Origin of the sequence: Streptomyces sp. BK79, from assembly GCF_044142145.1 — a bacterium.
GTDB lineage: Bacteria > Actinomycetota > Actinomycetes > Streptomycetales > Streptomycetaceae > Streptomyces.
On sequence record NZ_JBHVOC010000004.1, the window covers coordinates 236,663 to 262,031 of the forward strand.

Below are 25,369 nucleotides of genomic sequence, written 5' to 3' on the forward strand. Positions count from 1 at the left end.
GCCGTGGGGTTCGCTGCCGGACGGCGGAAGTATCGCGTGACGGAAGGGGTGTGCGCTACGGCGTACCCGCGGAGCCGGGCTCGCCGAGCACCGTGAGGAAGTCCCGGAAGGCGCCCGCCATGTCCACGGACCCGGGGTCCAGCAGCCACTGATACTGGAGGCCGTCGAGGACCGCCACGACCAGCGGCGCCGCCCGCTCGGGGGTGAGCCCGCCGGGCAGCCGGTCGCCGTACTCGGCGCGCAGCAGCTCCGCCATGGAGGCGCGGACCCGGCCGTAGCGCTCGGTGAAGTACGCGCGCGCCGGATGCCCCTCGGTGACGCTCTCGCCGAGCAGCGCGGAGAAGGTCTGGATGACGCCCGGACGCATCGCGTTGTACTCGACCAGCGAGGCCAGCAGGTCCAGCCGCAACTGCCGGGCGGGCAGCGCGTCCCAGTGGTCGCGCTCCTCCAGCACCGCCACGAGCAGCGCCTCCTTCGTCGGGAAGTGGTGCAGCAGCCCCTGCTGGGTGAGCCCCACCCGCTCCGCGACGGCGGCCAGGCTCGCCCCCCGGTAACCGCGCTCGGCGATCACGTCCAGCGCGGCCCGCACGATCTCCGCACGCCGCTCCCGGCTCCTGGCCGCCCTGGTCGTCATGGCGCCACGGTACGACATGCGAGCACACCATATATAACGACAAGATAACGAAACCTACCACTCACCAGGGATCGGGGCAGGATGGAGACGTCCCACGGTTCTCGACGAGGAGGTTCCGCGATGGCGGACTCACAGGCACAGGAAACGGTTCGGCCACCGGCGGACGCCCAGGCGGCCCGTGAGGCGGCCGTCGAGGCGGCCCTCGCCGCGCTCGACCTGGACGCGAAGGCCCGGCTGCTGTCCGGGCAGGACATGTGGACCCTGCCCGCCCTGCCCGAGATCGGCCTGCGGTCCCTGGTGATGTCCGACGGCCCGATCGGCGTGCGCGGCGTCCGCTGGACCGCCGACGACCCGTCCGTCGCCCTGCCCTCGCCGACCGCGCTCGCCGCCACCTGGGACCCCGGGCTCGCGCACCGGGCGGGCGTGCTGCTCGCCCAGGAGGCCCGCCGCAAGGGCGTCCACGTGCTGCTCGCCCCCACGGTCAACCTGCACCGCTCCCCGCTGGGCGGCCGGCACTTCGAGTGCTACAGCGAGGACCCGTACCTGACCGGACGGATCGGCACCGGCTACGTCGCCGGCGTCCAGTCCGGCGGCGTCGGCACCACCGTGAAGCACTTCGTCGCCAACGACGCCGAGACCGACCGCTTCACCGTGAACAACCTGGTCTCCGAACGCGCCCTGCGCGAGCTGTACCTGGCGCCCTTCGAGGCGATCGTGGAGAACGCCCACCCGTGGGGCATCATGACCGCCTACAACGCGGTCAACGGCCCGACGATGACCGAGCACCACCACCTGGTCAACGAAGTTCTGCGCGGTGAGTGGGGCTTCGACGGCTTCAACGTCTCCGACTGGATGGCCGCCCGCTCCACCACCGGCGCCCTCAGGGGCGGCCTCGACGTGGCGATGCCCGGCCCGCACACCGTGTACGGCGAGGCCCTCGCGCGGGCCGTGCGGGACGGCGAGGCCGAGGAGGCCGAGGTCGACGCGGCCGTACGCAACGTGCTGCGGCTCGCCGCCCGCGTCGGCGCCCTCGACGGCGCCGAACCGGCCGTCACCGACCTGCCCGGCACCGTCGACGGCCCCGCCCTGGCCCGGGAGATCGCCCGCCGCTCCTTCGTCCTCGTCCGCAACGAGCCCGCCGGCGACGGGAACCGCGCGCTGCCGCTGCGACCCGGCACCGTCGCGCTGATCGGCGCCGCCGCCCGCGACGCCCGCGTCCTCGGCGGCGGCTCCGCCACCGTCTTCCCCGCGCACGTCGTCTCCCCGCTCGACGGCCTGACCGCCGCCCTCCCCGAGGGCAGCCTCACCTACGCCGTCGGCGCCGACCCCAACACCGAACTCGCCGTCGCCGACCGCGGCTTCACCCTGCGCGCCGTCTGCCGCGACGCCGACGGGGAGGTCGTCGGCACCGGGTCGGCCCCCAGCGGCCAGCTCCAGTGGATGGGCTCCGACCTCCCCGAGGGCGTCACCCACGACCGGCTGCACACCGTCGAGCTGACCGGCACCTTCACCCCGCGCGAGAGCGGCCCGCACACCTTCGGCGTCAAGGGCGTGGGCGCCTTCACGCTCACCGTCGACGGCACGACGTACTACGACGACGTGCAGCGCCCCGCCAAGGAGGACCCCTTCCTGTCCTTCTTCGGCGCCCCCGAACCCCGCGCCGAGGTGGAACTCACCGCCGGCCAGACGGTCGACGTCTCCCTGACCCACGTCGTCGAGCTGCCCGAGGGCGCGGGCATGAAGGTCATCACCTTCGCCCTCGCCCACGCCGAGCCGCGGCGCGACCCGGACGAGCTGATCGCCGAGGCGGCCCGGGCCGCACGGGAGGCGGACACCGCCGTGGTCGTCGTCGCCACCACCGACCGGGTCGAGTCCGAGGGCTTCGACCGCACCGGCCTCGGCCTCCCCGGCCGCCAGGACGACCTGGTCCGCGCGGTCGCCGCCGCCAACCCGAACACCGTGGTCGTCGTCAACGCCGGCTCCCCGGTGGAACTGCCCTGGCGCGAGGACGTCGCCGCCGTACTGCTGAGCTGGTTCCCCGGCCAGGAGGGCGGCGCCGCCCTCGCCGACGTCCTCACCGGCGACCACGAGCCCGGCGGCCGGCTGCCCACCACCTGGGGCGCCCTGGCCGACGCCCCCGTCACCCGGGTCACCCCGGCCGACGGGCGACTCGCCTACGACGAGGACCTGTTCATCGGCTACCGCGCCTGGGACAGGGCGGGCCGCGCCCCCGCCTATCCCTTCGGCCACGGACTCGGCTACACCGACTGGACCTACGAGGCGGTCGACGTGGAGGGCACCACCGCCAAGGTCCGCCTGCGCAACACCGGCGACCGCCCCGGCCGCGAGGTCGTCCAGTTCTACCTGGCCGCCACCGAGCGCGACGCCACCCGGCCCGTCCGCCGGCTGGCCGCCTTCGCCGCCGCCGAGGCCGCGCCCGGCGAGCAGACCGAGGTCACGGTGGAGCTGCCGCGCCGCGCCTTCGAGGTCTGGGACGAGTCGACCGGCTCGTGGGCGTTTGTGAAGGGTTCGTACGAACTCCAGATCGGACGCTCGATCGCGGACCGCCGGATCACCACGACGGTTAACGTCTGACCCGGGACGCCTTCGCCGGCGTCCCCCGCGAACAGCCCCGGCCCGGGACCTGACATCCGGGCCGGGGCTCAGTACCGCCGCACCGCGCGGCCACCGCGCCGCCTCCGCGCCGCCCCCGTGGGGTCACCGCACCGAGAAGCCGTACACCGTCTCCGAGCGGAACACCTCGCCCGGCCGCAGCACCGTGCTCGGGAACTCGGGCCGGTTCGGGGAGTCCGGGAAGTGCTGCGTCTCCAGCGCGACGCCGTCCCCGGGTGCGAAGGGCTCGCCCAGGTGGTCGGCGGTGTACAGCTGGAGGCCCGGCTCGGTCGTCGCCACCGTCAGCACCCGCCCCGACGCCGGGTCGTACAGCTCGGCGACCTCCTCGGCGGTGTCCGTGACGCCCTTGTCGAGCACGAAGTTGTGGTCGTAGCCCGAGCCCACCTTGCGCGCCCGGCGGAAGTCGAAGCGGGTGTCCGCCACGTCCTCCAGGACGCCCGTCGGGATCAGCCCGGCGCCGACCGGCGTGATCCGGGACGCGGCGATCCGCAGCTCGTGCCCGCCCGCGTGCCCGGAAGCGGTCCCGCCCAGGTTGAAGTAGCTGTGGTTCGTCGGGTTCAGCACGGTCGGCGCGTCCGTGACCGCCTCGTACGCGATCCGCAGCGCGCCCGACCCGTCCAGCGTGTACGTCGCCGAGATCTCCACCCGGCCCGGGAAACCCATCTCGCCGTGCGGACTGACCCGGCTCAGCCGGACCCCGTGCGCACCGTCCCCGACGGGCGCCACGTCCCACACGTGCTTGTCGAAGCCGCGCTCCCCGCCGTGCAGGGAGTTCGGCCCCTCGTTGCGCGACGTGGCGTACGTCCGCCCGTCCAGCGGGAAGCGGCCGCCCGCGATCCGGTTGGCGTACCGCCCGACGAGCGCGCCGAGATAGGGCTCCGGGTGCCGCACGTAGCCGTCCAGGTCCGCGAACCCCAGCACCACGTCGGCGGTGTTCCCGTCCCGGTCCGGGACCTCGGCCGACTGCACGATCCCGCCGTACGACAGGACCCGGACCCGTGTGCCGGCCCGCTCCAGGGTCCAGCGGTGGACGGGAGTGCCGTCGGAAAGTGTGCCGAAGAGTTCGTTCATGTGCGGAACTCTAGGACACGCCGCCCAGGTCAGAAGGGGTCAGGGCCGCTCAGCGGTCACCGCGCGGTAGGCGATCTCCGCCAGCCGGGCCTGCCCGTTCACACTCGGGTGGAACCAGTCCCAGCGGCTCAACTGGCCGGTGCCGAACCGGAAGGCGTGCACCGCGCCGTCGTCGGTGCGGCACCGCTCGTCCTTGGCGCAGACCTCCCGCAGGACCGCGTTGTAGTCCGCCACCCGGTCCCGCACGGTGTTGCGGCGCGACGTGGCCGCCGGAGCCAGGTCGTCCGCGTCGCCCAGCATCGTCGGACACAGACCCAGCTTCCACACCTGCTTGCCCAGCGGGTTGGTGCGCCCCTCGGACCACAGCCGCTTCAGGTCCGGGATGCTCGCCACGTACACCTGGGCCTTGGGCAGCTTCCGGCGCAGGGTGCTCAGGGCCTCCTGGAACTGGGCGCGGAAGTCGGCCACCGGCGTCATCGCCGAGGTCGTCGTCCGGCAGGCGTCGTTGGCCCCGACCATCACCGCGACCAGCTCGGGCCGGTGCGCCGCCGCCCGGGTCATCTGCCCGGTGAGGTCGGCCATCCGGGCGCCGGTGACCGCGTGGTTCCAGCTCCGCTCGGCCGCCTCCGACTTCCCCAGCAGCCGTACGGCGAGACTGTCGACCTCGGCCCTGCTGCCGGTCGCCCACGACACCTCGGGGCAGTCCGACAGGACCGCACAGGCGTCGAAGCCCCGCGTGATGGAGTCACCGACGGCGGCGACGGACGCCGGGCTGGTGTCCCACACCGGGGCGGGCCGCGGCCGCTTCGACGCGTCGGAGGAGGGGCCGTCCGAGTCGCCGCCCACGGCGTCGCAGCCGGTCACGGCCAGGGCGGCGGCGGCCACAACGGCGAGTGCGGCGCGCGAACGGCGGCGGACACGCCGTGCCCCCGCCATCGTGCCCTGTCCCATACCGGCCCCACCCCTCGCCTCGTGCCTCCAGTGTGCTCAACCCATGAGACCGCGCGGGGGTTCCCGAAGGCGGCGATGCGACGGCTCACACCCGCACAGGCGTCCTGCCGGGTGAATGGCGGAAGTTTGTCGCCGCCGGGACCGACGGTACGTCACACTCCGCGTCCCGTCGCACGGTAGCCTCGCCCTCAACGTGGCCTTCCCCGGCCGCGGCCGTTCCACCCGTTCCGAGAAGTCCCGCTCAGCCCGGAGGTTCCGGTGACGACACGTGGAGTCCTGTACGTGCACTCCGCGCCGCGCGCGCTGTGCCCGCACGTCGAGTGGGCCGTCGCCGGGGTGCTCGGCACCCGCGTCAGCCTGGACTGGATCCGGCAGCCCGCCGCGCCCGGCACCTGGCGCTCGGAGTTCTCCTGGCAGGGCCAGGCCGGCACCGCCTCCAAGCTCGCCTCCGCGCTGCGCGGCTGGCGGCTGCTGCGCTTCGAGGTCACCGCGGAGCCGTCCGCCCACGCCGAGGGCGAGCGCTACAGCTGCACCCCCGACCTCGGCATCTTCCACGCCGTCACCGGCATCCACGGCGACATCCTCGTCCCCGAGGACCGGCTGCGCGCCGCCCTGGTCCGCTCCCAGCGCGGCGAGACCGACCTGGAGAAGGACCTCGCCAAGCTCCTCGGCAAGCCCTGGGACGACGAACTCGAACCGTTCCGCCACGCGGGCGAGGGCGCCCCGGTGCGCTGGCTGCACCAGGTGGTCTGATCAGGCGGTCTGATCAGGTGGTCTGAGCGCCGTCGTTCCCGCTCGTGCGCGCCGTACGTACGTGAAGGGCCCCCACCGGCCGGTGGGGGCCCTTCACGTACGTACGGACGCGGCTCAGACCGTGCGGAAGGCCAGCACCACGTTGTGGCCGCCGAAGCCGAACGAGTCGTTCAGCGCGGCGATCCGGCCCTCGACGGGCAGCTTGCGGGCCTCCCCGCGGACGATGTCCGCGTTGGCCTCGGCCTCCGGGTCGATGTTCTCGACGTTGATGGTCGGCGGCGCCACCCGGTGGTACAGGGCGAGCACGGTCGCGACCGACTCCACGCCGCCCGCGCCACCGAGGAGGTGACCGGTCATCGACTTGGTGCCGGAGACCGCCATGTGGTCGACGTCGTCGCCGAGGACCTTGCGCAGCGCCTTCAGCTCGGCGATGTCACCGGCCGGCGTCGAGGTGGCGTGCGCGTTGACGTGCACGATCTCGGCGGGGTCCAGGTCGGTGCGGTCCAGCAGGTTCTGCAGGGCGTGCGAGATGCCGCGGCCCTCCGGCTCCGGCTGCACGATGTCGTGGCTGTCGGCGGAGACGCCCTGACCGACCGCCTCCGCGTAGACCCGGGCACCGCGCGCGGCGGCGTGCTCGGCGGACTCCAGGACCAGGACACCGGCGCCCTCACCGAGGACGAAGCCGTCCCGGCCCGTGTCCCAGGGACGCGAGGCGCCCTGCGGGTCGTCGTTGTTCTTGGACATCGCCATCATGTTGCCGAACGCGGCGATGGGCAGCGGGTGGATCGCCGCCTCCGTGCCACCCGCGACGACGACGTCGGCGCGGCCGGAGCGGATCATCTCGATGGCGTAGCCGATGGCCTCGGCGCCCGACGCGCAGGCGGAGACCGGCGTGTGCACGCCCGCACGGGCGCCCACGGCCAGCCCCACGTTGGCGGAGGGGCCGTTCGGCATCAGCATGGGGACGGTGTGCGGGGAGACGCGGCGGACGCCCTTCTCCTTGAGCACGTCGTACTGGTCGAGCAGGGTCGTCACGCCGCCGATGCCGGAGGCGATGACCGCGCCGAGCCGGTCGGGGTCGACGCCCTCGCCGGACTCCCCGGGCTCACCGGCCTTGCCGGTGAAACCGGCGTCCTTCCATGCCTCCTGGGCCGCGATCAGCGCGAACTGCGCCGAGCGGTCCAGTCGGCGGGCCTGCGGCCGCGGGATGACCTCGGAGGGGTCCACGGCGACCGGCGCGGCGATACGGACCGCCTGGTCGGCGGCCCACTCCTGCTCCAGGGGCTTGACGCCGGACTTGCCGGCGACCAGACCCTCCCAGGTCGAGGCTGCGTCGCCACCCAGCGGTGTGGTTGCGCCGATACCGGTGACGACCACGGTGCGATTGGTCGAGCTCACGGGAATTCTTTCTCCAACGGGATACGGGATTCGTACGGCGCCACCGCCGGGTGGCGGGGCAGTCAGCCCAGGGGCGGTGATCGGGTGATCAGCCCTGGTGCTTGAGGATGTACTCGGTCGCGTCGCCGACCGTCTTGAGGTTCTTGACGTCCTCGTCCGGGATCTTCACGTCGAAACGCTCTTCGGCGGCGACGACGACCTCGACCATGGACAGCGAGTCGACGTCCAGGTCGTCGGTGAAGGACTTGTCCAGCTGGACGTCCTCAACCGGGATGCCGGCGATCTCGTTCACGATCTCGGCGAGACCGGCGACGATCTCTTCCTGAGTGGCGGCCATGATGGCGCTCCTTCGTTGTTTTCCAGAGGGTGTGGCGGCCCGCCGCGTCAGCGGCAGGTGGTGCTGGTCCCCGTCCCGGACCGCATGATCCGGCACGGAGTGCCTAGGGGAGGGTAACGACCGTCGCGGCGTAGACGAGACCCGCCCCGAAGCCGATGACGAGCGCGGTGTCGCCGCTCTTCGCGTCGCCGGTCGCCAGGAGCCGCTCCATCGCGAGCGGGATCGAGGCGGCCGAGGTGTTGCCGGTGGTGCGGATGTCACGGGCGACCGTGACGTGCTCCGGCAGCTTGAGCGTCTTCACCATCGAGTCGATGATCCGCACGTTGGCCTGGTGCGGGATGAAGACGTCCAGGTCGTCCGGGCTGATCCCGGCCGCGTCCAGCGCCTGCTGGGCGACCTTCGCCATCTCGAACACGGCCCAGCGGAACACCGCCTGGCCCTCCTGCGTGATCGCAGGAAACTTGACGTTGCCCTCGGCGTCGAGGGGCAGTTCGGAGACGTCGCCGATCCGGTACCGGTCCCACGGCACCGTCTGCTTGATCGTCTCGGACTTGTCGCCCTCCGAGCCCCAGACGGTCGGGCCGATCGCCGGCTCCTGGGAGGGGCCGACCACGACCGCGCCGGCGCCGTCGCCGAACAGGAAGGCCGTGGCCCGGTCCTCCAGGTCGGTCAGGTCGGAGAGCCGCTCCACGCCGATGACCAGGACGTACTCCGCCGAACCTTCGACGATCATGCCCTTGGCGAGGGTCAGGCCGTAGCCGAAGCCCGCGCAGCCCGCCGAGATGTCGAAGGCCGCGGCCTTGTCCGTGCCGAGCCGGTCGGCGATCTCGGTGGCGATGGCCGGGGTCTGGCTGAAGTGCGACACGGTCGAGACGACCACGGCGCCGATCCGCGAGGCGTCGATCCCGGCGTCCGCGAGCGCCTTGCCGGACGCCTCGACGGACATCGCGGCGACGGTCTCCTCGGGCGACGCCCAGTGCCGCGTCTCGATGCCGGAGCGGGAGCGGATCCACTCGTCGGACGAGTCGATCTTCTCGAGGATCACCTCGTTCGGCACGACCCGGGTCGGACGGTAGCCGCCGACCCCGAGGATGCGCGCGTACGGGGCGCCCTTGCTGGGCTTGATCTTCGACATGCTCTCGGGCTCCTTGTCAGGCCTGCTGGGCGTGCTCGGCGACGAGCTCGCGGGCCGCGTCGAGGTCGGCGGGTGTCTTCAGGGCCAGCGTCCGCACCCCGGGGAGCGCGCGCTTGGCCAGCCCGGTCAGCGTGCCGCCCGGGCACACCTCGATCAGCGCGGTGACACCCAGTTCCTTGAACGTCTCCATGCACCGGTCCCAGCGGACCGGGTTGGCGACCTGGCCGACCAGCCGCTCGAGCACCTCGGTGCCGGAGGCGACGGCCGCCCCGTCCTTGTTGGAGACGTACGTCACCTTCGGGTCGGCCGGCGTCAGCGCCTTCGCGGCCTCGGCGAGCGTGTCCACGGCGGGCGCCATGTGGTGCGTGTGGAACGCGCCGGCCACCTTCAGCGGGACGACCTTGCGCACACCCTCGGGCTTGTCCTCGTTCAGCGCGGCCAGCTGCTCCAGGGTGCCGGCCGCCACGATCTGACCGGCGCCGTTCACGTTCGCCGGGGTCAGGCCGAGCTTCTCCAGGTGCGCCACGCTCACCTCGGGGTCGCCGCCGAGCAGCGCCGACATGCCGGACCCGGTGACCGCGGCGGCCTCGGCCATGGCCAGGCCCCGACGGCGTACGAGGGTCAGCGCGGCGGTGTCGTCGAGGACGCCCGCGAAGGTGGCGGCGGTGATCTCGCCGACGCTGTGTCCGGCGACCGCGCCCGGCGCGATCTCGGACATGTCACCGAGTGCCGCGGCCGAGAGGATCCCGGCCGCGACCAGCAGCGGCTGGGCCACGGCCGTGTCACGGATCTCGTCCGCGTCGGCCTTGGTGCCGTAGTGGGCGAGATCGAGTCCGATGGCGTCCGACCACGCGGCGACGCGGTCGGCGGCGCCGGGCAGGGCGAGCCAGTCAGTCAGGAAGCCGGGGGTCTGGGCACCCTGGCCGGGAGCGACGAGTACGAGCACTCTCACACTCTCTCTTGAGGACGGGCACGGCCGCCCGTGAGGACAGGGACGAAGAACACGAGGGGGTTTTGTGGACCCTCGACAAAAGCCTAGAGTTGCGGATCTCCATCGGCGAGACGCCCCAGGATGAGCGCGATCCGCAGTGTGAACGCAGACCGTACATCAGAGGGTGACCATCCGGTGACGTCAGTCACACGTCGGAGCCGGTAGCGCACGGTGTTCGGGTGAACGAAGAGCATCCGGGCGGCGCCCTCGAGACTGCTCGCCTGTTCGAGATAGACGCTGAGCGTCTCCAGCAGCGCGGCCCCGGCCTCCTCCAGTGGTCTGTAGATCTCCTCCACCAACTGCTCGCGGGCCGAGGGATCGGAGGCGATCGCGCGCTCCGGCAGCAGATCGTCCGCCAGCACCGGGCGCGGGGCGTCCTGCCAGGCGGTGCAGGACTTGAGGCCGGCGGCGGCGGCCTGCGCGGACCGGGTCGCGGCCAGCAGGTCGGGCACCACCGGCCCGGCCACGACCGGCCCCTGCGCGAAGGGCCCGATCAGTGACTTGGCGACGGCCAGCGGATTGTCGCTGCCGCCCGCGATCACCACCAGCCGGTCCCCGAGCACCCCGGTCAGCACCTGGAGCTTGGCGTGCCGGGCCGCGCGCCGGATGGCCTCCACGGTCAGCTCGGAGTCCCCGTCGGGCGCGGTGCCCAGCACCACGCACACGTGCTCCGGCGAGTTCCAGCCGAGCGCGGCGGCCCGCGAGAGGGCGCCCTCGTCGGCCTCCCCGCTGAGCACGGCGTTCACGACCAGCGACTCCAGGCGCGCGTCCCAGGCACCGCGTGCCTCGGCGGCCTGCGCGTACACCTGGGCGGTCGCGAAGGCGATCTCGCGGGCGTACACGAGCAGCGCCTCACGCAGCACCGACTCGTCGCCGGGGGCGGCGACCTCGTCGATCGCGGACTCCATCACCTCGATGGTCGTCCGCACCATCTCCACGGTCTGCCGCAGGGTGATCGCCCGGGTCAGCTCGCGCGGGGCGGTGCCGAAGACGTCGGTGGAGATGGCCTGCGGGGCGTCCGGGCGCCGGAACCACTCGGTGAAGGCGGCGATGCCCGCCTGGGCCACCAGCCCGATCCAGGAGCGGTTCTCCGGTGGCATGGCCCGGTACCACGGCAGGGTCTCGTCCATGCGCGCGATGGCCTGCGCGGCGAGCGACCCGGAGGACTGCTCCAACCGCTTCAGGGTCGCGGTGTGCGGGTGGACGGCGTGCGCCGCGGGCTCGGGCTTGCTGGTTTCGGGTTCGGGCACGGGGACAAGACTGCCTTATCGGGACGGGCACCCGTGTGGCCGGGGCGGTGCTTGACCGGCGGGCCGCCGCCCCGTGTCCCCCGCGGCCCGCGCGGCGGGTCTACGGTGGGCGGCGTGATGGACGTACGGCGCGCCGGCGCGCGCTACCCCGGAGGCGACCCGGCGGCCGGCATCGAGTCGCGGCACGCTTTCTCCTTCGGCCCCCACTACGACCCCGGCAATCTCCGCTTCGGCGCCCTGATCGCCTGCAACGAGGAGCGCCTCGCCCCCGGCGCCGGCTTCGACGAGCATCCGCACAGCCACACCGAGATCGTCACGTGGGTGGTGGAGGGCGAGCTGACCCACCGCGACACCGCGGGCCACGAGACGGTCGTGCGGGCCGGGGACGTCCAGCGCCTCAGCTCGGCGGCCGGCGTCCGCCACGTCGAGCGCAACGACGGCCCGGTCCCCCTGACCTTCGTCCAGATGTGGCTGGCCCCCCTCACCCCCGGCGGCGACCCCGCCTACGAGATCGTCCGCGGCATCGCCGACTCCACCCCGTACGCCGTCCCCGAGGCCGCCGCGATGCTCCACGTCCGCCGCCTGACGGCGGGGGAGCGGACGGCGGTGCCGGACGGGGCGTGGGTGTACGTCCACGTGGTGCGGGGCGAAGTGACGCTGGACGGCGAGGAGCTGGACGCGGGCGACGCGGCCCGGATCACGGACGCCGAGGGCATGGACGCGGTGGCGGTGACGCCGGCCGAGGTGCTGGTCTGGGAGATGGCGCCGCGCCCCTAGGGGCCGGTCAGGACCGTCCCCGGACCTCCGCCAGCACCGCGTCCGTGAAGGCCGGCCATGCCTCCGTGGCCCACGGGCCGAAGACGCGGTCGGCGAGGGCCACGCAGGCGAGCTGTGCGTCCGGGTCGATCCACAGGAACGTGCCCGACTGGCCGAAGTGGCCGAAGGTGCGGGGCGAGGAAGAGGTGCCCGTCCAGTGCGGGGACTTGCCGTCGCGGATCTCGAAGCCGAGGCCCCAGTCGTTGGGGTTCTGGTGGCCGTAGCCCGGCAGCACGCCCTTGGTGCCCCGGTACTGGACCGTCATCGCCTCGGCGACCGTGCGCGGGTCCAGCAGGCGCGGCGCCTGCACCTCGGCGGCGAACCGCAGCAGGTCCTCGACCGTGGAGACGCCGTCCTTCGCCGGGGAGCCGTCCAGCGTCGTGGCCGTCATGCCCAGCGGCTCCAGCACCGCCTGCCGCGCGTACTCGGCGAACGGGATGTCGGCCGCCTTCGCGATGTGGTCGCCGAGCTGCTCGAAACCGGCGTTGGAGTACAGCCGGCGCTCCCCGGGCGGGGCGGTCACCCGGTGTTCGTCGAAGGCCAGGCCCGAGGTGTGGGCGAGCAGGTGACGGACCGTCGAACCGGGCGGCCCGGCCGGCTCGTCCAGCTCGATGGCGCCCTCCTCGTACGCGACGAGCGCCGCGTACGCCGCGAGCGGCTTGGTGACCGAGGCGAGGGGGAAGCGGTGCGTGAGCGGGCCGTGGGTCCCCAGCACCGTGCCGTCGGCGCGTACGACGCCCGCCGCGGCGGTGGGGACCGGCCAGTTCTCGATCGACGCGAGGCTCTTCAAGGACATGCCACCGAGCCTAAGCGGCTCAGAGGTACAGCCTCATCGAGGGGGTCGTGTCCCGCGTGAAGCCCATCGAGGCGTACAGCGGCTCGGCGTCGGGGGACGCGGTGAGCATGACGTGGCTCGCGCCCCGCTCGCGGAACCACACCAGCAGTTCGTCCATGCACGCCCGCGCGTAGCCCCGGCGCCGCGCGTCCGGGTCGGTGGCGACGCTGAAGACGTAACCGATCAGCCCGTCCGGCGGTTTGCCCGGCCCGCCGATCCGGTACTCCAGGGTCCCCACCACCAGCGCCGCCAGCGCCCCGGGCCGGTCGGGGTGGTCGACGACGAACGCCGCGAACTCCCCGTCCGGGTCGGCCAGTCGCGTCCGCAGGGCGGGCAGGGCGGCGGCCTGCCACGCGGTGGGGGATGCGGGACGCACCGAATCGATCATCACCTGGCGCAGGCGGAGCACTTCCTCCGCGTCCTCGGCCACGGCACGGCGTACGAGACTCATGCGTGCACGCTAGTCACCGGGTCCGTCGGCTGTCCCGCCCCTTTCCCACCCTCCGTGCTTGCCTGGAGTGCACTCCAAGGTCATAGCGTGGAGCGCATGACGGTGATGCAGACCACGGCCGGGACGCTCGGGCCGAACGCCACCAGAACGGACATCTGCTCCGCCCCGCCCCGGCGCCACCCGCGCCCGGACGGGCAGGACCGCTACACCATCAGCGAGGTCGTCGCCTTCACCGGCCTGACGGCCCACACGCTGCGCTGGTACGAGCGGATCGGTCTGATGTCCCACATCGACCGCTCCCACACCGGCCAGCGCCGCTACAGCAACCGCGACCTGGACTGGCTCGACTTCGTCGGCAAGCTGCGCCTGACCGGCATGCCGGTGGCCGACATGGTCCGGTACGCGGAGCTGGTGCGCGAGGGCGAGAGCACCTACCTCGACCGGCGGGAACTACTGGAGTCCACGCGCCGCGACGTGCTGGCGCGGATCGCCGAACTCCAGGACACCCTCGCCGTACTCGACCGCAAGATCAGCTTCTACGGGGACGCCGGACGCACCCGTGAGACGGAGGGCACCCGATGACCGACGACAGGATCCCGACGGCGCGGCTCGGCGACGGCGGCCCCGAGGTGGGCGTCCAGGGCCTGGGCTGCATGGGCATGAGCTTCGCCTACGGCCCCGTGGACGCCGAGGCGTCGCGGGCCACCCTGGAGCGGGCCCTGGAACTCGGCGTCACGCTCTACGACACGGCGGACGCCTACGGGGCGGGGGAGAACGAGCGGTTCCTGTCGCCGTTCTTCAAGGCCCACCGCGACGAGGTCGTCATCGCGACCAAGTTCGCCCTGTCGATCCCGCCGGACGACCCGACGAAGCGGATCATCCGCAACGACCCGCCGTACGTCCGCCAGGCCGTCGAGGCGAGCCTGCGCCGCCTGGACGTCGACGTCATCGACCTCTACTACCTGCACCGACGCGACGTGAACGTGCCGATCGAGGAGACCGTCGCCGTCATGGCCGACCTGGTGCGCGAGGGCAAGGTCAAGCACCTCGGCCTGAGCGAGGTGACGGGCGGCGAGCTGCGGGCCGCGCACGCGGTGCACCCCATCGCCGCCGTGCAGTCGGAGTGGTCGCTGTTCAGCCGGGACATCGAGGCGGGCGTGGTGCCGGCGGCCCGCGAACTCGGCGTCGCCCTCGTCCCGTACTCGCCGCTCGGCCGGGGCTTCCTCACCGGTGCCTTCGCCGACGCCGACCGGGATCTCACCGCCGACGACTTCCGCCGTCAGCAGCCCCGCTTCACCGGCGACAACGCGGCGGCCAACGCGGCCCTCCTCGACCCGGTCCGCGCGGTCGCCGACGCCCACGGCGCCACCCTCGGCCAGATCGCCCTGGCCTGGGCCCAGCAGCGGGCACGGGTGCACGGCCTGCCGGTGATCCCCATCCCCGGCACCCGCAAGCCGGCGCGGGTGGAGGAGAACACGGCGGCGACGCGGATCGTCCTCACCGACGAGGAGCTGTCCCTGCTGGAGCCGATCGCGGGCAAGGTCGCGGGGGACCGGTACGCGGACATGACCTTCACGTCCGCCGGACGGGAGTAGCGGAGCGCCCCGAAGAGGCGGAGCCGGACCCGCGGACGCTACAGCTCCGCCAGCAGCTCCGCCTTCTTCGAGGAGAACTCCTCGTCCGTCACCAGCCCCTGCTGGTGCAGCTCCCCCAGGTGCCGGATCCGCTCGGCGATGTCCGCCGGATCGCGCCGGGGCGCCGGCACCGGAACCGGCACCGGGGCGCCCGCGCCCCGCTCCCGCACCGCCGCCAGGACCGCCGCGGCGAACGGCAGTGACTCGTGCACGGGCCCGTACCCGAGCCCGAACACCACCGAGGCGGGGTCCTGGTCGGCCTGCGGGGCGAGTGCCGTGCCGTCCCGGGGCAGCAGCCGCAGGTACCCCTCGAACATCTCGGGGGACCGCCACTCCACTCCGCCCAGGCCGGCGACCGGGAAGTTCTGGTCGCCGGCCTTCCACTTCGCCGACGACGCGCCCGTCCAGAACCACCGGAACGCCACCGACGTCCCGTCGAAGGACGCCTTCCCGTCGTACGCCTTGAAGTGCAGCGGCGCCTCGGGCGCCGCCACCAGGTACCGCTCGGTCCTGCCGGACTCGCTCAGCAGCCCGCGCAGCTCGTCGGCGTAGTACTCCGCGAGCGTCTCCCGCTCGGCGGGCAGCACCAGCCGGTACGGGTCGCACCCTTCCCTCAGCTGCCCGGCGGCCGCCTCCATCAGCGGATCGGCGCCCGGGCGCGGCTCGGCGCGCAGCACGACGGTGCCCCGTCTGCCGGGCGTGAGCGTCACCCCGGCGATCGCCTCCAGGGGCACACGGCGTTCCCCCAGGGCCTGGAACAGCTTGGGTGTTCGAATCCCCCGTTCGTAGCGGATGAGCACGGAGTCGGACTCGAACTCCCAGGCGGCATGAAATCCGGCCAGTACGTCACCCATGCGGCTCATCGTATGCGGCACGAGCCCTTCCGTCCCCTCCCCGCGCAAACCGGAGTATCTGCGCCTCTACGCGCGTCAGGCGGCCGCCGCTCCGGACAAACCCACCCGGCATGTGTCGTTCCCTCCGGCGCAGGCCACCGTGCGGTATGCGCCAACGCCGATCTCGGCGAAGTTCCGCAGGCTCTCCGTGCCCGGCACGAAGTAGCCGCCGTGTCCCTGGGCGCCCCGCGCCGACAGCACCCGCGCGCCGAACGCGGCGGACACCGGGTCGGCGCCGTGCCCGAGGCCGCCGACCTCCAGGTAGGGCACGTCCTGGATCCAGTCGTCGGCGTCCCGCATCGCCCACACCCGGGCGGAGGTGCCCAGGTGGCCGGCCTTCTCGACGCGCATGCCGGGGCTGCCGGCCACCGCGATGTCGGTCACCCGGCCGGGCAGCGTCCCGGCGGCGACGCCGCACACCACCGAGCCGTAGCTGTGGCAGAACAGCGAGACGGGGGAGCGGCCGGGCAGCGCCCGCAGCAGCGCGTTCAGCCGGGCGGCCCCGTGCTCGGCGCGGACCGCGGTGGCCGCCTCCATGCCGAGGCCGCTGGGGGAGACGTAGTCGGCCCAGGCGATCACGGCCGTAGAGGTGCCCGGGCTCGCCCCGCGCTCCGCCCGGTACAGCGACTGGGCCATGCCGGCCGGCGCGGTGTACTTGCGGTGGCTGCGCTGGAAGGTGAGCAGCTCGGTGTCCACACCGGGCACCACGACGGACACGCGCTCGGCGCGGGTCAGGTCGCCGAACACCTCGGCGATCTTGCCGGAGCCCGCCGGGTCGAAGGCGAGGATGCGGCGGTCCGGGTCCAGCAGCGAGTCGTAGCGGTGCGCGCGCCGGCCCGCCTCGCGCTGCCCGGAGCTGGACAGGCGGGTGTCGTGCATGCGCAGGCGCTCCGCCGCGCGGGCCTTGTGCAGCGCCGTGCGGTTGGCGAGGTAGCGCAGTTCGACGGGGGCGCCGTTCATGTTGCCGACGGCCAGGGGGTAGCGGCGGGCCAGGCTCGTGCGCTGCCAGTCGGAGAGCGAGGCGAAGAAGCGGGCCAGCCGGGAGGGGGCCGCCTGCGCGTCGGGCAGCCGGCGTCCGTCGATCCGGCCGTGCTCCCAGGCCGTGACCGACGCTTCGAGGGCCGTGGGTCCCCGCTGGTTGCGCAGGGCGGTCCAGCCGGTGGTCGCCAGCATCACGAACACCACGGCCAGGGCGAGCAGGGCGCGCCAGACGTTCAGCTGCGGGGAGGTGTCGAAGGAAGTCACTGGGAGGACACACTAGGAGAACGGGACGGTCTCGCGTGAATCCAGTGACACGGATCACGTTTCGCTTCCGCGTCAGGGGGTTGGGCCCGGCCCGGGCGCGGTCGGGGGCCCGGCGGGCCGCCAGTTTCCGGCCAGCGCGGGTTCCACCTGGTCGAGGTAGACGGCCGTCAGGTCGCGCAGCGCGGGGAGACCGGCGTCGTCCCGTGCCGACCAGATCCGCTCGGTCACCCGCATCACCGCCCCGAAGACGGCCACGACCACGCGGGGCCGCGGATCCGTGTCCACGTCGAGCCCTTCGCGGTCGGCTACGACGCGCGCGACCTCCTCCTCCAGCTCGGTCGCCCGCCGCAGGTGCGCGGCGAGCAGCGCCGGCGTCGACTCGATCACCCGGTAGAAGCGCATGTGCAGGTCGAGCGGGACCAGCCGCTCGACGGTCTCGCCGATCGTGCCCCAGCTCTCCCCGAGGGCCTGGCGCAGCGCGTCCAGCGGCGCCTCACCGGGCGGACGGCGGCGCACGGCGTCGACGAAGTGCGCCTCGGCGAGGCGCGACACGAAGAAGGCCGCCTCCTCCTTGCTGGCGAAGTAGCGGAAGAAGGTGCGCTGCGAGACGTCGGCCGTCGCGGCGATGTCGTCGACGGTCGTCTCCTCGTAGCCCCGCTCCGTGAACAGCTCCAGGGCGGACCGCAGCAGGGTGTCCCGGGTGCGCTGCTTCTTGCGTTCGCGCAGGCCCGGAGAGGAAGCCGTGTCCGCCATCTTCAAAAGGTCGCTCCTCGGGTCGGCTCCGGCGGGTTGCCGCGCTGGTGTTTCCGCAGTTCAGGCTAGCGGCGGATGACGTGTCAGTTACCGACCGGTGAAATGGTTTGTCAACTGTCAGTGGCTGTCACTAGCCTCGAACGTATGACTAGTCAGACCACCATCGACAAGGCGGGACCGGGGGACGGACCCTCCACACCGTCGGGCCCGGCACCGGCCTCGGGGCTGCGCGGCCACCCGTGGGTCACCCTCGTCACCGTCGCGGTCGGCGTCATGATGGTGGCCCTCGACGGCACCATCGTGGCGATCGCCAACCCGGCCATCGGCAAGGACCTGGGCGCCAGCTGGTCCGAGCTGCAGTGGATCACCAACGCCTACTTCCTCGCCCTCGCGGTCTCCCTGATCACCGCGGGCAAGCTCGGTGACCGCTTCGGCCACCGGCAGACCTTCCTCATCGGCGTGGCCGGCTTCGCGCTCGCCTCGGGTGCCATCGGACTCTCGGACAGCATCGCCGCGGTCATCGTCTTCCGCGTCTTCCAGGGGCTGTTCGGCGCCCTGCTGATGCCGGCCGCGCTCGGCCTGCTGCGGGCCACCTTCCCGGCCGAGAAGCTCAACATGGCCATCGGCATCTGGGGCATGGTCATCGGCGCCTCCACCGCGGGCGGCCCCATCCTGGGCGGCGTGCTGGTCGAGCACGTCAACTGGCAGTCGGTGTTCTTCATCAACGTGCCGGTCGGCATCCTCGCCGTGGTGCTCGGCGTGCTGATCCTGCTGGACCACCGCGCCGAGAACGCCCCGCGCTCGTTCGACATCGTCGGCATCGTCCTGCTGTCGGCCTCGATGTTCTGCCTCGTGTGGGCGCTCATCAAGGCGCCGGAGTGGGGCTGGGGCGACGGCAAGACCTGGCTGTTCATCGCCGTGTCGGTGGCGGGCTTCGCCGCGTTCGCCTTCTGGGAGACCCGGGTGAGGGAGCCGCTGATCCCGCTGGCGATGTTCCGGTCGGTGCCGCTGTCGGCGGGTGTCGTCCTGATGGTCCTGATGGCCATCGCCTTCATGGGCGGCCTGTTCTTCGTGACCTTCTACCTCCAGAACGTCCATGGCATGAGCCCGGTCGACGCCGGCCTGCACCTGCTGCCGCTGACCGCCATGATGATCGTCGCCTCGCCGCTCGCAGGCGCGATGATCACCAAGGTCGGCCCGCGCGTCCCGCTCGCGGGCGGCATGGCGTGCACCGCGGTCGCCATGTACGGCATGTCCACGCTGGAGACGGACACCGGCAGCGTCGCCATGTCCGTCTGGTTCGCGCTGCTCGGCCTCGGCCTGGCGCCGGTGATGGTGGGCGCGACCGAGGTCATCGTGGGCAACGCGCCGATGGAGCTGTCGGGTGTCGCCGGCGGTCTCCAGCAGGCGGCGATGCAGATCGGCGGCAGCCTCGGTACGGCGGTGCTGGGCGCCGTGATGGCCTCCAAGGTCGACAGCGACCTCGCGGGCAACTGGACGGACGCCGGTCTGCCCCCGCTCACCCCCGCCCAGGAGGAGCTGACCGCCCAGGCCGTGCAGCAGGGCCTCGCGCCGGTGCCCGAGGGGACGCCGGAACAGCTCGCGACGAAGATCACCGACGTCGCGCACGACACCTTCATCTCCGGGATGAGCACGGCGTCGCTGGTCGCCGCCGGTGTCGCGGTGGTGGCCGTGCTGGTCGCGTTCCTCGCCAAGCGCGGGGAGAACGCGGAGGCCGGCGCGGGCGTCGGACACATCTGACCCGGCGGCGGGCCGGCCGGCCCGTCCTCCGCCTCCGTCGGCCCTGTTCGCCCATCCGGGTGACAGGGCCGACGAACCCTCCCGTCCGAGGGAGCTCGCAGGTCACAGTGGGTCACGTCCTGCGCAGGGCACGGAGGACGCGAGGCTGCGGCGCGCTGCCGGAGGGGGGCAGCGCGCGGGCAGCATGGGCGCGGCAGGCATGAGACGCCGTGCGGGGGTACCCGAACTCCACAAGGAGATCCGGGAGTTGATGATGGCGAGCTTCGGACAGGGATCGCGCAGGCACCCCCGCTCACGTGGCCGGACGTGGTCACGGACCGGGCCGGACCGCGCGACGCTCGGCATCGTCGGACTCGTCTGCGCGATCGCGGGTTTCTTCACGCTGGGGATCGTGCTCGGCCCCGCCGCGGTCGTCTGCGGATGGCTCGCCATGGGCCGCGGCCGGTCGGGCCCTCACCCGGTACCGGCAGTGGTCGCCCTCGTCCTGGGTGCCATCGACACGCTCCTCGCGGTCGTCCGGCTCGCCGGGGCGGGCGCGGGCCACGGCTTGCTCTGAACCGACGCCGCCCGCCCCGCCCGGGGGCGAACGCCCGACGCGCCGGAACCTACTCGGCGCCGGTCTTCGTCGCGGGTGCGGGTGCGGGTGCGGGGCCCGGGACCTGAGCCTGAGCCAGGGCCCGGCCCTGATCCGGTACCGGGGTCTCCTTCAGCTCCGCGACCTGCCGGCGCAGCGCCCGTACCTCCTCCGTCAGCAGCCGGATCGCCTCGGTCTGCCGCCGTTCCGCCACGTCGTCCTTCTCGAACCGCGCGATGAACCACGCCGCGATGTTCGCCGTCACCACACCCAGCAGCGCGATGCCGGAGAGCATCAGCCCCACGGCCAGCACCCGCCCCCACCCGGTGGTCGGCGAGTGGTCCCCGTACCCCACGGTCGTCATCGTCGTGAACGACCACCACAGCGCGTCACCCAGCGTCCGGATGTTCCCGTCCGGCGCGTCCCGTTCCACGGAGAGCACGGCCAGCGAGCCGAACATCAGCAGCCCCACCACCGCCCCGACGACATAGGTGGTCAGCCGGATCTGCGAGGCCATCCGCGCCCGCCGGCCCACCAGCATCAGCGTCGAGACCAGCCGCAGCAGCCGCAGCGGCTGGAGCAGCGGCAGCGCCACCGCGCACAGGTCCAGCCAGTGCGTGCGCAGGAACCGCTTGCGGTCGCCGGTGAGCCACAGGCGCACCAGGTAGTCCACCGCGAACGCCCCCCAGACGACCCACTCGGCCACCGCGCACGCCCGGGTCAGGGACCGGCTCGCGGAGCTGTTCACGATCGGCACCGCGTACGCGACGGCGAACACCACGGCCAGCGCCAGTAGTGGCCGCTGGGAGCGCCGCTCCCACCGTGCCTGTGCCGTCTCTTCCCCGATGCCCGCGTCCATGCCCCGCATCGTAGAGAACCCGGCGCGCGCGAAGGGGCGGCGGAGCCCGAGAGCCCGCCGCCCCTTCCCGTGCGAGGTCCGCCCTCCGCGCGCTACGCGTCACCGCCCGCGACGCCCGGATCGGCCGCCGTCACGTCCAGGAGGCGGTACCGGTCGATCGCCTGCTTCAGCACCGACCGGTCGACCTTCCCCTCCCGCGCCAGCTCGCTCAGCACCGCCACCACGATCGACTCCGCGTCGATGTGGAAGAACCGCCGGGCCGCGCCGCGCGTGTCCGCGAAGCCCCAGCCGTCCGCGCCCAGCGACTGGTACGTCCCCGGCACCCAGCGCGCGATCTGGTCCGGCACCGACCGCATCCAGTCCGACACGGCCACGAACGGCCCCTGCGCGCCCGCCAGCTTCCGCGTCACGTACGGCACCCGCTGCTCCTCCTCGGGGTGCAGCAGGTTGTGCTCCTCGCACGCCACGGCCTCGCGCCGCAGCTCGTTCCAGGAGGTCGCCGACCAGACGTCGGCGCGCACGTTCCACTCCTCGGCGAGGATCCGCTGCGCCTCCACCGCCCACGGCACCGCCACCCCGGACGCCATGATCTGCGCCGGGAGGGAGCCGGAGGTCCCCTCGCTGAAGCGGTAGACGCCCTTGAGGATGCCCTCGACGTCCACGTTCTCGGGCTCGGCCGGGTGCTGGATCGGCTCGTTGTAGACGGTGAGGTAGTAGAAGACGTCCTCGCCGTGCGGGTGTCGCTCGTCCCCGCCGTACATCCGCCGGAGCCCGTCCTCGACGATGTGCGCGATCTCGAAGCCGAACGCCGGGTCGTACGCCACGCACGCCGGGTTGGTCGAGGCCAGCAGCTGCGAGTGGCCGTCCGCGTGCTGGAGGCCCTCACCCGTCAGCGTCGTACGTCCCGCGGTCGCGCCCAGGACGAAGCCGCGCGCCAGCTGGTCGCCCATCTGCCAGAACTGGTCGCCGGTGCGCTGGAAACCGAACATCGAGTAGAAGACGTAGACCGGGATCAGCGGCTCGCCGTGCGTGGCGTACGCCGAACCGGCCGCGATCAGCGAGGCCGTGCAGCCGGCCTCCGAGATGCCGTCGTGCAGCATCTGCCCGGTCGGCGCCTCCTTGTAGGCGAGCAGCAGGTCCCGGTCCACCGACTCGTACTGCTGCCCGAGCGGGTTGTAGATCTTCGCGCTCGGGAAGAACGAGTCCATGCCGAACGTCCGGTACTCGTCCGGCGCGATCAGCACGAACCGCTTACCCAGCTCCTTGTCCCGCATGAGGTCCTTGAGCAGCCGTACGAAGGCCATCGTCGTCGCGATGGACTGCTGACCGGACCCCTTCTTCACGGTCGCGTACGTCTTGCCGTCGGGCATCGGCAGCGGTTTCGACCGTACGACCCGGGTCGGCACGTACCCGCCGAGCCCCAGCCGGCGGTCGTGCATGTACTGGATCTCCTCCGTGTCCCGGCCGGGGTGGTAGTACGGCGGCGGGCCGGACTCCAGCTCCTTGTCGGAGATCGGCAGGTGCAGCCGGTCGCGGAAGCGCTTGAGGTCGTCGACCGTCAGCTTCTTCATCTGGTGCGTGGCGTTGCGGCCCTCGAAGTTCGGCCCCAGCGTCCAGCCCTTGATCGTCTTGGCGAGGATGACGGTGGGCTGGCCCTTGTGCTCCAGGGCCGCCTTGTACGCCGCGTAGATCTTCCGGTGGTCGTGACCGCCGCGCCCCAGGTGCAGGATCTGGTCGTCGGTCATGTTCTCGACCATCGCGCGCAGCCGGTGGTCGTCGCCGAAGAAGTGGTCGCGGATGTAGGCGCCGGACTCGGTGGCGTACGTCTGGAACTGGCCGTCCGGCGTGGTGTTCATCCGGTTGACCAGCACGCCGTCCCGGTCCTGGGCGAGCAGCGGGTCCCAGGTGCGGTCCCACACCAGCTTGATCACGTTCCAGCCGGCGCCGCGGAAGACCGACTCCAGCTCCTGGATGATCTTGCCGTTGCCCCGCACCGGGCCGTCCAGGCGCTGCAGGTTGCAGTTGACCACGAAGGTCAGGTTGTCCAGGCCCTCACGGGCGGCGATGGAGAGCTGGCCCAGCGACTCCGGCTCGTCCATCTCACCGTCGCCGAGGTAGGCCCACACGTGCGACCGCGACGTGTCCGCGATCCCGCGCGCGTGCATGTAGCGGTTCATCCGCGCCTGGTAGATGGCGCCGATCGGGCCGAGGCCCATCGAGACCGTGGGGAACTCCCAGAAGTCCGGCATCGACCGCGGGTGCGGGTACGACGACAGCATCTTCGGCGCCTTCGACTTCTCCTGCCGGAAGCCGTCCAGGTGCTCCTCGCCGAGCCGGTCCAGCAGGTAGGCGCGGGCGTAGATGCCCGGCGAGGCGTGGCCCTGGAAGAAGACCTGGTCGCCGCCGTCGCCCTCGTCCTTGCCCCGGAAGAAGTGGTTGAAGCCCACGTCGTACAGGGACGCCGAGGAGGCGAAGGTCGCGATGTGGCCGCCGACGCCGATACCGGGCCGCTGCGCGCGCGAGACCATCACCGCCGCGTTCCAGCGGGTGGCGTTGAGGATCTTGCGCTCGATCTCCTCGTTGCCGGGGAAGAACGGCTCGCTCTTGGTCGGGATGGTGTTGACGTAGTCCGTGCTGCGCATCTCGGGCACGGCCACGCGCTTCTCGCGGGCCCGCTCGATCAGCCGCAGCATCAGGTAGCGGGCCCGCTCCCGGCCGCGCTCGTCGACGGCGGCGTCGAGGGAGTCGAGCCACTCCTGCGTCTCCTCGGGGTCGAAGTCGGGGACCTGACTCGGGAGGCCGCCAATGATGATCGGGCTGCGATCGCTGCGATCGGATGCGGAAGCCACGCTGTTCCTTCGCTGTCAGAGGGCCACTTTGCCGGGTGTCTGCGCCGATTCCCCGCCGATTCCCCATCGTGTACCTCGCGGGGGCAAACGTCATCTGTACCGTGGGGTAACCGATTCCCCCATGGGAGCCGGTGGCACGTTCATTCGAGTCTCGTACCCACACGTGGTTCCCAAATACGCAAACGGGGCAGATAGGTGTGGTGTACGTCACCTTCGGTCGGGACGGCATGGCTGGAGTTGCGGCGACACGGCCGGGATCGTCACCGTTTCGGCGGTCCCAGTCGCCGGGTACTTGCGCGATCCGTCCCGCCCGTGTGGACTACGGCCAATGCTTCGCGCACGCGCGTGGCTGAGATATTCCCCAAGACATGATCAGGAGGCAACCCGTGAGCGCGACCGCGGACCACGCGGAGGAGCGGACGAACCCTGCCGCCAGGCTGGGTTTCCAGCCCGGGCAGGTGGTCCAGGAGATCGGCTACGACGACGACGTCGACCAGGAGCTCCGCGAGGCCATTGAGGGCGCCGTCGAGGGCGAACTGGTGGACGAGGACTACGAGGACGTGGCCGACGCCGTCGTGCTGTGGTTCCGTGACGACGACGGCGACCTGACGGATGCGCTGGTGGATGCCACCACGTACATCGAGGAGGGCGGGTCCATCCTGCTCCTCACGCCGAAGACCGGCCGTTCGGGATACGTCGAGGCCAGCGACATTTCGGAGGCCGCGACGACCGCCGGACTGACGGCGTCCAAGAGCGTCAGCGTCGGAAAGGACTGGAGCGGCAGCCGGCTGGCGACGCCGAAGGCCGCCAAGTCCAAGCGGTAGCCGAGCGGGCTCCGCAGCAGCCGGAGCCCGGACGGGCCGACCGCCGTCGGCCCGTCCGCGGTTCCGCGACGTCCCGTACGTAGGGTGGTCCCAGCGAACCACCCCCTGAAGGGACGGACAGGACATGGCGATCCAGGTCGGCGACAAGGCCCCCGACTTCGAACTGAAGGACAACCACGGCGCGACCGTCCGGCTGTCCGACTTCCGCGGCCGCGAGAACGTGGTGCTGCTCTTCTACCCCTTCGCCTTCACCGGTGTGTGCACCGGCGAGCTGTGCGAGGTGCGCGACAACCTGCCGCAGTTCTCCGACCGCGACACCCAGGTGCTCGCCGTCTCCAACGACTCCATCCACACCCTGCGCGTCTTCGCCGAGCAGGAGGGCCTGGAGTACCCCCTCCTCTCCGACTTCTGGCCGCACGGCAACGTCTCGCGCGCCTACGGCGTCTTCGACGAGGACAAGGGCTGCGCCGTCCGCGGCACCTTCATCATCGACCAGGAGGGCGTGGTCCGCTGGACCGTCGTCAACGGCCTGCCGGACGCCCGCGACCTGACCGAGTACGTGAAGGCGCTCGACACCCTGTGACCGGCAGCCTGTGACCGACGCGGTGTGATCGACACCGAGTGATTTGTCGGTCCCAGGGCCTGCGGGGGGCGGGAACCCGTCACTAGGATCGGATCGTTGATCCGATATCCACGCACTACGGGGCTCCCCGCCCCTGGA

Annotated in this window: 24 protein-coding genes; 9 read left to right on the forward strand and 15 right to left on the reverse strand. The window is 72.3% G+C overall.

Annotation, left to right across the window (positions count from 1 at the left end; all coding sequences use genetic code 11):
* Positions 1 to 55: 55 nt before the first annotated feature.
* Positions 56 to 652 carry a TetR/AcrR family transcriptional regulator gene (locus ACFIF2_RS06655; RefSeq protein ID WP_395571560.1) on the reverse strand — a complete coding sequence of 199 codons (597 nt, stop codon included), beginning with the start codon at positions 650 to 652 and terminating at the stop codon, positions 56 to 58.
* Positions 653 to 754: 102 nt separating this feature from the next.
* On the opposite strand from ACFIF2_RS06655, the gene ACFIF2_RS06660 reads away from it, so the two are divergent.
* Complete coding sequence (locus ACFIF2_RS06660) at positions 755 to 3,229, forward strand: glycoside hydrolase family 3 protein (RefSeq protein WP_395571561.1); 2,475 nt, start codon at positions 755 to 757, stop codon at positions 3,227 to 3,229.
* Between the two features lie 123 nt (positions 3,230 to 3,352).
* Here ACFIF2_RS06660 and ACFIF2_RS06665 read toward each other — a convergent pair whose 3' ends face one another.
* Both ACFIF2_RS06665 and ACFIF2_RS06670 read right to left on the reverse strand, forming a co-directional pair.
* Entirely contained in the window at positions 3,353 to 4,339 is a 987-nt protein-coding gene (locus ACFIF2_RS06665) for an aldose epimerase family protein (protein WP_395571562.1), read from the reverse strand.
* 39 nt (positions 4,340 to 4,378) lie between these two features.
* The gene (locus ACFIF2_RS06670; protein ID WP_395571563.1) at positions 4,379 to 5,290 is read right to left on the reverse strand and encodes an SGNH/GDSL hydrolase family protein; all 912 of its coding nucleotides are present in this window, start codon (positions 5,288 to 5,290) and stop codon (positions 4,379 to 4,381) included.
* 258 nt (positions 5,291 to 5,548) lie between these two features.
* Between ACFIF2_RS06670 and ACFIF2_RS06675 the strand changes: the two genes are divergently transcribed.
* Positions 5,549 to 6,043, forward strand: coding sequence for a DUF3145 domain-containing protein (locus ACFIF2_RS06675; RefSeq protein WP_395571564.1), 495 nt, complete (start codon positions 5,549 to 5,551; stop codon positions 6,041 to 6,043).
* A gap of 114 nt (positions 6,044 to 6,157) precedes the next feature.
* On the opposite strand, the gene fabF is transcribed toward ACFIF2_RS06675, so the two are convergent.
* From fabF to fasR, 5 genes are all read right to left on the reverse strand, one after another.
* Complete coding sequence (gene fabF, locus ACFIF2_RS06680) at positions 6,158 to 7,441, reverse strand: beta-ketoacyl-ACP synthase II (RefSeq protein ID WP_395571565.1); 1,284 nt, start codon at positions 7,439 to 7,441, stop codon at positions 6,158 to 6,160.
* A gap of 88 nt (positions 7,442 to 7,529) precedes the next feature.
* A complete protein-coding gene (locus ACFIF2_RS06685) occupies positions 7,530 to 7,778 on the reverse strand; it encodes an acyl carrier protein (protein WP_073951948.1) in 249 nt (82 codons plus the stop codon).
* Between the two features lie 103 nt (positions 7,779 to 7,881).
* Positions 7,882 to 8,913 carry a ketoacyl-ACP synthase III gene (locus ACFIF2_RS06690; RefSeq protein WP_395571566.1) on the reverse strand — a complete coding sequence of 344 codons (1,032 nt, stop codon included), beginning with the start codon at positions 8,911 to 8,913 and terminating at the stop codon, positions 7,882 to 7,884.
* A gap of 16 nt (positions 8,914 to 8,929) precedes the next feature.
* Positions 8,930 to 9,859 (reverse strand): ACP S-malonyltransferase, encoded by a 930-nt coding sequence (locus tag ACFIF2_RS06695; protein ID WP_395571567.1) that lies wholly within the window; start codon positions 9,857 to 9,859, stop codon positions 8,930 to 8,932.
* Positions 9,860 to 9,948: 89 nt separating this feature from the next.
* Positions 9,949 to 11,154 carry a fatty acid biosynthesis transcriptional regulator FasR gene (gene fasR / locus ACFIF2_RS06700; protein WP_395571568.1) on the reverse strand — a complete coding sequence of 402 codons (1,206 nt, stop codon included), beginning with the start codon at positions 11,152 to 11,154 and terminating at the stop codon, positions 9,949 to 9,951.
* A 117-nt stretch (positions 11,155 to 11,271) separates the two neighbouring features.
* On the opposite strand from fasR, the gene ACFIF2_RS06705 reads away from it, so the two are divergent.
* Positions 11,272 to 11,931: a pirin family protein gene (locus ACFIF2_RS06705; protein ID WP_395571664.1), complete on the forward strand. Its 660-nt coding sequence runs from the start codon at positions 11,272 to 11,274 to the stop codon at positions 11,929 to 11,931.
* 7 nt (positions 11,932 to 11,938) lie between these two features.
* Here the strand turns inward: ACFIF2_RS06705 and ACFIF2_RS06710 are convergent, their stop codons facing one another.
* Entirely contained in the window at positions 11,939 to 12,766 is an 828-nt protein-coding gene (locus tag ACFIF2_RS06710) for a serine hydrolase domain-containing protein (protein WP_395571569.1), read from the reverse strand.
* A gap of 19 nt (positions 12,767 to 12,785) precedes the next feature.
* Positions 12,786 to 13,256: a GNAT family N-acetyltransferase gene (locus ACFIF2_RS06715; RefSeq protein ID WP_395571570.1), complete on the reverse strand. Its 471-nt coding sequence runs from the start codon at positions 13,254 to 13,256 to the stop codon at positions 12,786 to 12,788.
* A 96-nt stretch (positions 13,257 to 13,352) separates the two neighbouring features.
* On the opposite strand from ACFIF2_RS06715, the gene ACFIF2_RS06720 reads away from it, so the two are divergent.
* Together ACFIF2_RS06720 and ACFIF2_RS06725 are read left to right on the forward strand one after the other, a co-directional pair.
* Complete coding sequence (locus ACFIF2_RS06720; RefSeq protein WP_395571571.1) at positions 13,353 to 13,838, forward strand: MerR family transcriptional regulator; 486 nt, start codon at positions 13,353 to 13,355, stop codon at positions 13,836 to 13,838.
* Complete coding sequence (locus ACFIF2_RS06725; RefSeq protein WP_395571572.1) at positions 13,835 to 14,851, forward strand: aldo/keto reductase; 1,017 nt, start codon at positions 13,835 to 13,837, stop codon at positions 14,849 to 14,851. Before ACFIF2_RS06720 ends, ACFIF2_RS06725 begins: the two co-directional genes overlap by 4 nt.
* A gap of 38 nt (positions 14,852 to 14,889) precedes the next feature.
* On the opposite strand, the gene ACFIF2_RS06730 is transcribed toward ACFIF2_RS06725, so the two are convergent.
* From ACFIF2_RS06730 to ACFIF2_RS06740, 3 genes are all read right to left on the reverse strand, one after another.
* Positions 14,890 to 15,744, reverse strand: coding sequence for a DUF4429 domain-containing protein (locus ACFIF2_RS06730; RefSeq protein ID WP_395571573.1), 855 nt, complete (start codon positions 15,742 to 15,744; stop codon positions 14,890 to 14,892).
* 75 nt (positions 15,745 to 15,819) lie between these two features.
* Positions 15,820 to 17,028 (reverse strand): alpha/beta hydrolase, encoded by a 1,209-nt coding sequence (locus ACFIF2_RS06735; RefSeq protein WP_395571574.1) that lies wholly within the window; start codon positions 17,026 to 17,028, stop codon positions 15,820 to 15,822.
* A gap of 72 nt (positions 17,029 to 17,100) precedes the next feature.
* On the reverse strand, positions 17,101 to 17,781 hold the full coding sequence (locus ACFIF2_RS06740) for a TetR family transcriptional regulator (RefSeq protein WP_395571575.1): 681 nt from the start codon (positions 17,779 to 17,781) through the stop codon (positions 17,101 to 17,103).
* Between the two features lie 144 nt (positions 17,782 to 17,925).
* On the opposite strand from ACFIF2_RS06740, the gene ACFIF2_RS06745 reads away from it, so the two are divergent.
* Positions 17,926 to 19,542, forward strand: a complete 1,617-nt coding sequence (locus ACFIF2_RS06745; RefSeq protein WP_395571576.1) for an MFS transporter — start codon at positions 17,926 to 17,928, stop codon at positions 19,540 to 19,542.
* Between the two features lie 250 nt (positions 19,543 to 19,792).
* Entirely contained in the window at positions 19,793 to 20,098 is a 306-nt protein-coding gene (locus ACFIF2_RS06750) for a small hydrophobic protein (protein ID WP_395571665.1), read from the forward strand.
* A 49-nt stretch (positions 20,099 to 20,147) separates the two neighbouring features.
* Here the strand turns inward: ACFIF2_RS06750 and ACFIF2_RS06755 are convergent, their stop codons facing one another.
* Both ACFIF2_RS06755 and aceE read right to left on the reverse strand, forming a co-directional pair.
* Positions 20,148 to 20,975, reverse strand: coding sequence for a potassium channel family protein (locus ACFIF2_RS06755; RefSeq protein WP_395571577.1), 828 nt, complete (start codon positions 20,973 to 20,975; stop codon positions 20,148 to 20,150).
* Between the two features lie 92 nt (positions 20,976 to 21,067).
* Complete coding sequence (gene aceE, locus ACFIF2_RS06760) at positions 21,068 to 23,824, reverse strand: pyruvate dehydrogenase (acetyl-transferring), homodimeric type (protein WP_395571578.1); 2,757 nt, start codon at positions 23,822 to 23,824, stop codon at positions 21,068 to 21,070.
* A 386-nt stretch (positions 23,825 to 24,210) separates the two neighbouring features.
* Between aceE and ACFIF2_RS06765 the strand changes: the two genes are divergently transcribed.
* Entirely contained in the window at positions 24,211 to 24,648 is a 438-nt protein-coding gene (locus tag ACFIF2_RS06765; protein WP_053130143.1) for a DUF3052 domain-containing protein, read from the forward strand.
* Positions 24,649 to 24,772: 124 nt separating this feature from the next.
* Complete coding sequence (locus ACFIF2_RS06770; RefSeq protein WP_395571579.1) at positions 24,773 to 25,231, forward strand: peroxiredoxin; 459 nt, start codon at positions 24,773 to 24,775, stop codon at positions 25,229 to 25,231.
* Positions 25,232 to 25,369 lie beyond the last annotated feature (138 nt).

What these genes read in the sequence shown, in the direction of transcription:
- ACFIF2_RS06710 (WP_395571569.1), bottom strand. Translation starts at nt 12,766, where the DNA reads ATGTCCTTGAAGAGCCTCGCGTCGATCGAGAACTGGCCGGTCCCCACC.
- ACFIF2_RS06745 (WP_395571576.1), top strand. Translation starts at nt 17,926, where the DNA reads ATGACTAGTCAGACCACCATCGACAAGGCGGGACCGGGGGACGGACCC.
- ACFIF2_RS06725 (WP_395571572.1), top strand. Translation starts at nt 13,835, where the DNA reads ATGACCGACGACAGGATCCCGACGGCGCGGCTCGGCGACGGCGGCCCC.
- ACFIF2_RS06670 (WP_395571563.1), bottom strand. Translation starts at nt 5,290, where the DNA reads ATGGGACAGGGCACGATGGCGGGGGCACGGCGTGTCCGCCGCCGTTCG.
- ACFIF2_RS06660 (WP_395571561.1), top strand. Translation starts at nt 755, where the DNA reads ATGGCGGACTCACAGGCACAGGAAACGGTTCGGCCACCGGCGGACGCC.
- ACFIF2_RS06770 (WP_395571579.1), top strand. Translation starts at nt 24,773, where the DNA reads ATGGCGATCCAGGTCGGCGACAAGGCCCCCGACTTCGAACTGAAGGAC.
- ACFIF2_RS06755 (WP_395571577.1), bottom strand. Translation starts at nt 20,975, where the DNA reads ATGGACGCGGGCATCGGGGAAGAGACGGCACAGGCACGGTGGGAGCGG.
- ACFIF2_RS06690 (WP_395571566.1), bottom strand. Translation starts at nt 8,913, where the DNA reads ATGTCGAAGATCAAGCCCAGCAAGGGCGCCCCGTACGCGCGCATCCTC.
- ACFIF2_RS06655 (WP_395571560.1), bottom strand. Translation starts at nt 652, where the DNA reads ATGTCGTACCGTGGCGCCATGACGACCAGGGCGGCCAGGAGCCGGGAG.
- ACFIF2_RS06730 (WP_395571573.1), bottom strand. Translation starts at nt 15,744, where the DNA reads ATGGGTGACGTACTGGCCGGATTTCATGCCGCCTGGGAGTTCGAGTCC.
- ACFIF2_RS06685 (WP_073951948.1), bottom strand. Translation starts at nt 7,778, where the DNA reads ATGGCCGCCACTCAGGAAGAGATCGTCGCCGGTCTCGCCGAGATCGTG.
- ACFIF2_RS06705 (WP_395571664.1), top strand. Translation starts at nt 11,272, where the DNA reads ATGGACGTACGGCGCGCCGGCGCGCGCTACCCCGGAGGCGACCCGGCG.
- ACFIF2_RS06750 (WP_395571665.1), top strand. Translation starts at nt 19,793, where the DNA reads ATGATGGCGAGCTTCGGACAGGGATCGCGCAGGCACCCCCGCTCACGT.
- ACFIF2_RS06720 (WP_395571571.1), top strand. Translation starts at nt 13,353, where the DNA reads ATGACGGTGATGCAGACCACGGCCGGGACGCTCGGGCCGAACGCCACC.
- ACFIF2_RS06740 (WP_395571575.1), bottom strand. Translation starts at nt 17,781, where the DNA reads ATGGCGGACACGGCTTCCTCTCCGGGCCTGCGCGAACGCAAGAAGCAG.
- ACFIF2_RS06665 (WP_395571562.1), bottom strand. Translation starts at nt 4,339, where the DNA reads ATGAACGAACTCTTCGGCACACTTTCCGACGGCACTCCCGTCCACCGC.
- ACFIF2_RS06715 (WP_395571570.1), bottom strand. Translation starts at nt 13,256, where the DNA reads ATGAGTCTCGTACGCCGTGCCGTGGCCGAGGACGCGGAGGAAGTGCTC.